At 64.9% G+C, this 4,712-nt stretch carries 5 protein-coding genes; all 5 read right to left on the bottom strand.

Going from position 1 to position 4,712, the window contains the following annotated elements; genetic code table 11:
- Positions 1–2,238 (bottom strand): bifunctional lysylphosphatidylglycerol flippase/synthetase MprF (locus AC5RWX_RS30465; protein WP_494099944.1); only part of this gene is annotated, 2,238 nt, incomplete at its 3' end.
- Between the two features lie 89 nt (positions 2,239–2,327).
- Positions 2,328–3,638, bottom strand: a complete 1,311-nt coding sequence (locus AC5RWX_RS30460; protein ID WP_494099943.1) for an alpha/beta hydrolase — start codon at positions 3,636–3,638, stop codon at positions 2,328–2,330.
- A gap of 4 nt (positions 3,639–3,642) precedes the next feature.
- The gene (locus AC5RWX_RS30455; protein ID WP_163162502.1) at positions 3,643–4,074 is read right to left on the bottom strand and encodes a DUF2550 domain-containing protein; all 432 of its coding nucleotides are present in this window, start codon (positions 4,072–4,074) and stop codon (positions 3,643–3,645) included.
- A 10-nt stretch (positions 4,075–4,084) separates the two neighbouring features.
- Entirely contained in the window at positions 4,085–4,369 is a 285-nt protein-coding gene (locus tag AC5RWX_RS30450; protein WP_494099942.1) for a F0F1 ATP synthase subunit epsilon, read from the bottom strand.
- Between the two features lies 1 nt (position 4,370).
- Positions 4,371–4,712: ATP synthase beta subunit C-terminal domain-containing protein (locus AC5RWX_RS30445; protein WP_494099941.1), on the bottom strand; the 342-nt coding region annotated here is incomplete at its 5' end.

Raw genomic sequence — 4,712 nt, 5'->3', positions numbered from 1 at the left:
GATCCGGACCAGGTTATCCGCCCGGTCCGCACCGCTGTCATCACCGCCGGTTCCGGGGACGTTTGCCAGCGGAGAGCCTGACAGGGAAATAACCTCCACGGAAGCGCGCAGCTCAAGCACCGCAGACGCGATGAGGAATTCCATCACCCCCGGGAATCCCCCGGCGCCCCGGCGCATGACGTCCAGCGTCCGGCTGACCAGGGTCCCGCCGTTGTACACGGGCAGCCAGCTTGTCACTCCATGGACAGTGCCGCTTTCGTCAACGGCGAGGCAGCACAGGACCTCCGGGTCATCGAGCTCATCGATCCCGCCGAGGGTGAAGCCCATTTCAGGGACCGTCTTACCTGCTGCCCATTCCTCGGAGACTTCACTCAACCGGGAGCGCAGCGCCGCGGGCAGCGACTCATAAGGTCCCCAGACAGCCCTGACTCCCAGCTTTGCGGCACGGTTCATCGCGGTGCGGATGTTTTGCCATTCCTTGCCCTTGAATTCGAGTTCGCGAATTGCCAGCCGTGTCTCCTGCGCCACGGCCACCCGCGAAAACCCGCGTTCCTTAAGCATGGGCCAGAGCGTGTCATCGCAGGAGTAGAGGGCTGGGATCATCGCCTGGCGGCTGCAGTGGGCCAAGAACCCTGAGGTGACGTCAATCTGGCCTCGCATCTGACCGAAGGCTCCACCGAGTGTCAGCGCCACGCTGCCGTGCCGCTGGAAAGCCACCGCGCCCTGGCCGTCAGGACTGAACCAGTAGCTGTTGGGTTCCCAAAGCGCCATCCAGGACAGCGGTCCGCCGCCCTGGTGCAGCAGGTTGCGTGCCTGGATCCTGTCCTGCCGCCCGGAATCATTGCCATAGTGTCCGCCCAGCAGCGCCCACCATACTGCAGCCAGCGCAACCACCCAGAACACCGGTCCTGAGTAGGCAAAAAGGATAGCCTCCACACTGTTTCTGTCAGCGAAGACACGGTGGTAGTGCTGCGGGATGGGAACTGGTACGTACTGCCGCGCCAGCTCCGCGAACAGGCCCAGCAGGCCACCGTCGCGAGTTAATCCGCCCGCCCAGAACCAGGCTGCCGCGTACGTGCCGGCAAGGAAAAACCACGTTCCTCCCGCCACCAGAGCCAGCGTCCGCCGTGCGGAGGGAAGAGTCTGCACGCGGAACTGCCGCCGGTTGAACCACAGGAGCCCTGCCAGCAGCAGGGGTACGCCAACCAGCGGAAGCACGTGGGCGAAGGCAGATCCCATCGGCGGGGCGGACGGGCCATGCAGCCGGGACGGCACCAGGGCGAACAGCGCCAGGTAGACGGCGGCCAGCCCCGTAACGGCAAGCTGGATGGCGAGGGCGATGTTCAACGCAAGCCGCCGTCCGCGGCGCATACCATCCGCACAAATCAACAGCAGGACCACCGGAACAACTGCCAGCGCAAGGCCGAAGGGCCCCGCAAAGCCTGCCCTGCCGGCTTCGAGGCAGGACGCTTCCACTGTGGCGCCGCAGTTGAAGACCAGCTGGCTGAGCGTGGGCATGGGGTTCAGGACGACGTCACGCAGCAGCGCCAGCGGACCGGTCGGCGCCCGCGCTATTCCGCTAAGGATCGGGCCCACGGCGAAAACGGCGACGGTGAGTGCGAGGAGGTTCCGGGTCTCCCGGCCGGTGGACCGATGCCGGTGCAGGTGGCCGTGGTCGCCCTGGATCCACCATCCAACCAGGAGCCCCAGGACGGCACCGAGCAGCCCGATCACCGTCTCCGCGTGCCCGACGTAGAGAACAAGCAGGAGCGAAATGGACAGCACGCCGGTCCGCAGCCGGCGCTGCCACAGGACCGGCAGACTGCCGCTGGCCCCAAGCGCCGCCGTCAGGATAGCCGGATAGGGACCAATCAGGATGTCGTCGGCCATGCGGTCCAGCCATCCGTCACCCACGTACCCTGCCAGCTGGGTCAGCAGCAGGAACAGCGTGACAGCTGCGAACTGGCCGCCGAAGAAGAACCCCGCCGCTGCGGGCGTTCCCATCCTGCGTTCGGCAAGGCCCAGCAGCAGGAGGATCATCAGGGATGCGGCAATGTAAGCCAACGGATTGGTGGCGAAGAAGAGACTGGTGAACAGGGACCACCAGTTGCCGGCGCGCAGCCCAGGTCCGCTCACTCCTGCCACGTGCAGCAACTGCTCTGGCGGCCCGGCAAGGTAGCTGCCGGTGACTGCCCCGGTGGCAAGGAACACCGCAAGCACGGCCACGGAGAACGGCATCGATTTCAGAGCAGCAATGATCCGGTCCCGTGCCGGCCGTCCCACTGTTGTCCAGGCAAGGGATGCAGTCCGAACCTGCTTCGAGGGCGTCACTGTCGGAGTCCCCACCTGTCGGCCAGGAACTGCAGCGCGTCGGCGATCCGCTTCGAGGACGAATCCCATGAGTGTCCGGTGTGTTCCACCTCGTGGGCGCGCACGGTGAAGCCGGCTTCCCGGGCAGCCGTGGCCAGCGTGTGCAGGTACGCCACGAATTCGGGGTCATCCTGTCCTGCTGTCAGGTAGACCGCGCTGGACTCGAAGCGGCGTTCCTTCATGATGGCAAGGGGCGTCTGCCGCTCAAAAGCGTCCGGGTCGCCCGGGAAGGCGGCGTCGATGGTCTTCTGCCGCTCCTTGGCGATGGCCGGCTCGGCTTCCCCGGAAAAGGAGAGGACAGAGGGGAACAGTGTGGGGTGCCGGGTTCCCATTTGCAGGGCGCAGGTGCCGCCGAACGAAAAACCCCCGATGGCCCACCGGCCGTGGTTGGTGTCAACGGCAAGGGTTGAGGTGATCCAATCGGGCACATCCCGGGAAAGGTAGGTATCCGCTTTGGCTATCCGGCTGTCCATGCACATCGTGTTGCCCGACTGCGAGCCGTTCGGGTCCGGGACTACCACTACAGGGGCAACGCCACCATGCGAAGCGGCGAAGGAGTCCATGTGGGCTTGCAGGGCGCCCCCGGTGAGCCAGTCCGCAGGCCCGCCCGGCTGGCCCGCCACCAGGACCAGCACAGGAAGGGCAGGGCGGTTTTCCGCGAAGTAGGCGGGCGGAAGGTAGATATACGCTTCGCGGGTGTCCATTCCGGACAGGACGGCGGGGATATCAGCCCTCCGGAGGACTCCCCCATCCGGCATTTCGCCTTGCGGTGCCCACCCAAGGAGGGAAACGCCGTCGGCCTCCCCCGGTTGCCGCATCACATGCGGCTCGAGCGCAGGAATCCGGGCCAGCGCCGTGCCAAGAAGGTCGCTCACCGTGCGGTTGAGCCCGAAGTAGGCATTGATCTGGACGGATGACAGGGCTGCCACCAGAAGCACTGCCACCACGCCGGCCGCGCAGCGGCGCCAACCGCTCCGGGGCAGCCGGAGCAAGAGCAGGATCAGGGCGGCGACGCCGGGCACCACCCACAGCAGCACGGGATCCGGAACGTTCGCCGGGAATACGTAGAAGATGTTGATGAGAGCCCAGTGAACGGTGGCCACCAGCGCGAAGGCGATGGCAGCAGCGGCGATGGCGCGGAACAACCAGCGGCGGGCGCGAACATGGGGGGGCGGGGCCAGGAGGTACACGGCACCGGCGACGCCCAGGACAAGGGAAAGCCAGTACACCGGGCCGTCGGTGAGCCGGAGGTCGTAGAGCCAGTCCACGCGGCTAGCGCCAGGTACCTACGCCGATGACCGGCCCGGCCTCAAGCCAGGACGAGAGACCGGCATAGGCATCAAACTTCATGGCAAGGCGAAGGTCCTGCCCTTCATACCGCAATTCGACAATCACGACGTCGGGCTGGACCTTGACTGCCTCGGCTTCAGTGGGCTTGCGGCGGCCCAGCAGTTCGAGCGAGTGCCGCTTGAACTTGTGCTTGGGCCGGACACTCAACGAGAGCAGACGGAACCACTCAAGGTCGTTGTCCTGATAACGACAAACCCCCATCTGCCAGCTGTTTCCAGCCATGCAAATGGAGGCGTCCACTGTGCCGAGGGCACGCCGCAGATTGAAGCGGCGCACCCCCGAAAGGCACAGTGCAAAGATCAGCAATCCAAAAGCGATTGCCATGGCGATGAACGGAAGACTCGGTGCGTCCATCAAGGTGGTGCTAGCGGATCCCAGAGGTAGCCGAGCCGCCCAGGTGGGCGTTGTCAGCAACAATAACCACACGGTCGTTGTCCACGGAGAAGAATCCGCCGTCAACATCTACGGCAATACGGTCACCGGACACCGGCTGGATGGCCAGCTCACCTTCGGCCAGGATCGCCAGCAGGGGCGAGTGGCCGGGCAGGATTCCGATTTCACCATCGCTGGTGCGGGCCTTGACCATCTTGGCCGCTCCGGACCACACGAAGTGGTCCGCTGCGACAATCTCAACCTCAAGCTCAGCCATATTACTTGGTCTGTTCCTGGATCTTGGCCCACTGGCGCTCAACGTCATCAAGGCCGCCGACGTTGAAGAACGCCTGCTCCGCAATGTGGTCAAGGTCGCCGTCGCAGATGGCGGTGAAGCCTTCGACGGTGTCCTTGATGGAAACCGTGGAGCCCTCGACGCCGGTGAACTGCTTGGCGGTGTAGGTGTTCTGCGAGAGGAACTGCTGGATGCGGCGCGCACGCGACACAACGATCTTGTCCTCTTCAGACAGTTCGTCAACACCAAGGATGGCGATGATGTCCTGGAGTTCCTTGTTCTTCTGCAGGATCTGCTTCACACGGACAGCCGTGTTGTAGTGGTC

It is taken from the genome of Arthrobacter sp. SPT-J7 (assembly GCF_059089965.1).
Note: the sequence above shows the minus strand (reverse complement) of the source record. Positions and strands in the feature narration are given on the sequence as shown.